The organism is Sphingomonas bacterium (assembly GCF_903643065.1).
Lineage (GTDB): Bacteria > Pseudomonadota > Alphaproteobacteria > Sphingomonadales > Sphingomonadaceae > Sphingomonas.
Genome location: NZ_CAHJWX010000333.1, coordinates 1 through 3,455 on the forward strand (window position 1 = coordinate 1; position 3,455 = coordinate 3,455).

The following is a 3,455-nucleotide window of genomic DNA, read 5'->3' on the forward strand; positions in this document are numbered from 1 at the left end:
CCGGCGCGGCCGCCGCCTCGCCGGGCCAGGCCGCGCCCGCGCCGAGGAGGCCCAGGAGCGAGCGGCGATCGATCGTCATGGGCGTGATCCTCTTGACGCCCTTCACGGGAGCGGCTTCGACCGGGACAAGACACGCATTCCGTGACCGGAGAATGACCATGCGCCGACTATTCGTGCTGCTCGCCGCCACGGCGGTGTGCGCCCCGCTCGCCGCGCAGGTGACGCCGGCGCCCAAGGACTCGCCCGAGCGCGCGCAGGCGCAGGCGGGCGACGTGCCCGACAAGTTCACGCCACCGGTGCCGGCCAAGGACTATGACAAGCGCGAGGCGATGATCCCGATGCGCGACGGGGTGAAGCTCTACACCGTCATCGTCGTGCCCAAGGGCGCGACCAATGCCCCGATCGTGCTGACCCGCACGCCGTACAATGCCAAGGGCCGCGCGACGCGGACGGCGGACAGCGGCTCGATGCTGGAGACGCTGCCGCTCGCCGACGAGAACTTCGTCAAGCACGGTTACATCCGCGTTTATCAGGACGTGCGCGGCAAATACGGATCGGAGGGCGAGTACGTGGTGACGCGCCCGGTGATCGGGCCGCTCAACCCTACCAAGGTCGATCACGTGACGGACGCGTACGACACGATCGACTGGCTGGTGAACAAGGCCAACCTGCCCGAATCGAACGGCCGCGTCGGCATGGTCGGCTCGTCCTATGAGGGGTTCACGGTGGTGATGGCGCTGCTTCACCCGCACCCGGCGCTCAAGGTGGCGGCGCCGCAGAGCCCGATGGTGGACGGCTGGATGGGGGACGACTGGTTCCACTATGGCGCGTTCCGGCTCGCCAACATCGCCTGGCTGGGCGGGCAGACCGGCTACAAGGGCGAGGGCAAGGCGCCGTCGACCGGCGGCTGGGACGATTACGACAATTTCCGCGACATCGGCTCGGCCGGCGCCTGGGCAGCGAAGTCGGGCTACGCGCAACTTCCCTATTGGACCCGCATGTCGCAACACCCGGCCTATGATGCGTTCTGGCAGGGGCAGGACCTGGTGCGCCTGCTCGTCGCGCATCCGTCGGAGGTGCCGACGATCTGGGAACAGGGGCTGTGGGACCAGGAGGATATGTGGGGCGCGATCCATAGCTGGGAGGCGCTCAAGGCCGCGGGCAAGGGCGGCAACAACTGGCTGGTGATGGGCCCGTGGCGGCACAGCCAAGTCAATCGCGTCGGCTATGAGCTGGGGCCGTTCAAATGGGAGGGCGACACCGCCGCCCAGTATCGCGACACGATGGTGCTGCCGCTGTTCGAGCATTACCTGCGCGACCAGCCGATGCCGACGCTGCCGGCGGCGACGATCTACAACACCGGCGAGAACCATTGGGACCGGTTCGCGGACTGGCCGCTCGCCTGCCAGGGCTGCGCCAAGGCGCTGACGCCGCTCTACTTGCAGGCGGGCGGGGGGCTCGGGTTCGAGCACGCCGCGACGGGCGGCGACGCCTATGTCGCCGATCCGGCCAAGCCGGTGCCGCACCTGCCGCGCCCGGTCAATTTCGAGGATGGGCGCTGGGGCGACTGGCTGGTGCAGGACCAGCGCTTCGCCGACGGGCGGCCCGACGTGATGACCTATCGCTCCCCCGTGCTGACCAGGGCGGTGCGCGTCGCGGGGCCGCCGGTCGCGGACCTGTGGGCCAGGACGACGGGGACGGACGGCGACTTCGTGGTCAAGGTGATCGACCAATATCCCGACGTGAACCCGGCCGACCCCAAGATGGGCGGCTATCAGCTCGCGGTCAGCCTCGACATCTTCCGCGGCCGCTACCGCAAGGACGCCGCCCACCCCTCGGCGATCCCGGCGGGCGTCGCGCAGGAATATAAGTTCCGGCTGCCGACGGTGAACCACGTGTTCCAGCCGGGGCACCGCATGGTGGTACAGGTCCAGTCGTCGCTGTTCCCGCTCTACGACCGCAACCCGCAGACCTATGTGCCCAACATCTTCTACGCCAAGCCGGGCGACTACAAGACGCAGACGGTGACGCTGCTGCGGGGCGGCAGCGCCGCGAGCGCGGTGTTGATGCCGGTGGTGGAATGACGGCAATAGGCAATAGGCAATAGGGAGCGTCGTCGCGACGCTCCCCCCCCCCCTTTCGCGCGGACCTTGTTGCAAGGGGCAAGCCCCAGCCTTATCAAGGCGGCGTCGAAAAAGGTGGACCGGCGTGGTGAGCCCCGGTCGATCACCCTCGCGGGTGGTGCATTCCAGCCCTCCTGGGCCGCGGACCACGACGAAGGCGGACGCGTGCCGTTTTCGTTGGAGGTGAAATGAACGCCAGTCCTGTTGCATCGGCAACGCCCCGGCGGTTCCGACCCACCCGACGATCGACCGCGTCCTGTTCGCCGTGCCCGCGGCATGACCGGAAGGATCGTCACCCATGCAAACCGAAACCATCCACCGCACCCAGGTCGTCATCGTCGGCGGCAGCTTGGTCGGGCTCTCCGCCGCGCTGTTCCTCGCCTGGCGCGGGGTCGACACGATCGTTGTCGAGGAGCATCGCGGCAGCTCGCTTCACCCGCGCGCGATCGGCTTCACCGAGCTGACGCTGGAACATTACCGTGCCGCCGGGATCGCCGACCGCATCCCGCAGATCGCGGCCGATGTCCGCCTGCGCCGCGCCACCGTCGAGAGCCTCGCCGGCGCATGGCGGGAGGAGACGCCGTGGACGCCGGGCGAGGAGGAGCGCGACAAGGGTTCCGCCTCGCCGTGCACCGGTGCCGCCCTCGCGCAGGACCTGCTCGAACCGATCCTGCGCACGGCGGCGGTCGAGCGCGGGGCGGACCTGCGCCAAGGCGTCGAGATGCTGTCCTTCTCGCAAAGCCAATCGGGCGTGATCGTCCAGGCGCGCGCGCGCGACGGCGGCCCGGCCTACGCGATCCAGGCCGACTACATGATCGCGGCGGACGGGGCGGACAGCGCCGTGCGCGAGCGGCTTGGCATCGCGCGCGTGGGCGTCGGCCATCTCCGCACGATCCGCAGCGTCCTGTTCCGCTGCGACGAGGCGGACGCCTACCTCCAGGCCGGCGTCCAGCAGTTCGAGATCGATCAGCCGGGGTTCCGGGCGTTCCTGACCCACTATCCCGACGGCCGCTGGGTGCTGATGTTCGACGACGACGCGGAGCGCGGCGAGGCGGAGCTGCGCGCCGCCATCCACCGTGCGCTCGGGCGCGACATGCCGGTGGAACTCATCACCACCGGCCGCTGGGAGATGGCCGGGCGGATCGCCGAGCGCTACGCCGACAGCCGCGTCTTCCTGGCGGGCGACGCCGCGCACCAGCTGCCCCCGACGCGCGGCGGGTTCGGCGCGAACACGGGCATCGACGACGCGTACAATCTCGCCTGGAAGCTCGGCATGGTGCTGGCGGGGGAGGCCGGGCCGGCGCTGCTCGACACGTACAGCGCCGAGCGCCA

General features: G+C 69.8%; 2 protein-coding genes. Both read left to right on the forward strand.

All coding sequences use genetic code 11. From position 1 onward, the window contains the following. Window positions 1-158: 158 nt before the first annotated feature. Window positions 159-2,084: a CocE/NonD family hydrolase gene (locus HUU95_RS11495; RefSeq protein WP_174280234.1), complete on the forward strand. Its 1,926-nt coding sequence runs from the start codon at window positions 159-161 to the stop codon at window positions 2,082-2,084. 337 nt (window positions 2,085-2,421) lie between these two features. Further along, the coding region (locus HUU95_RS11500; RefSeq protein ID WP_174280235.1) for an FAD-dependent monooxygenase at window positions 2,422-3,455 on the forward strand (1,034 nt) is incomplete at its 3' end.

Bases quoted from the DNA above. Each gene is read 5' to 3' on its own strand.
- HUU95_RS11495 (WP_174280234.1), top strand. From the start codon at position 159: ATGCGCCGACTATTCGTGCTGCTCGCCGCCACGGCGGTGTGCGCCCCG.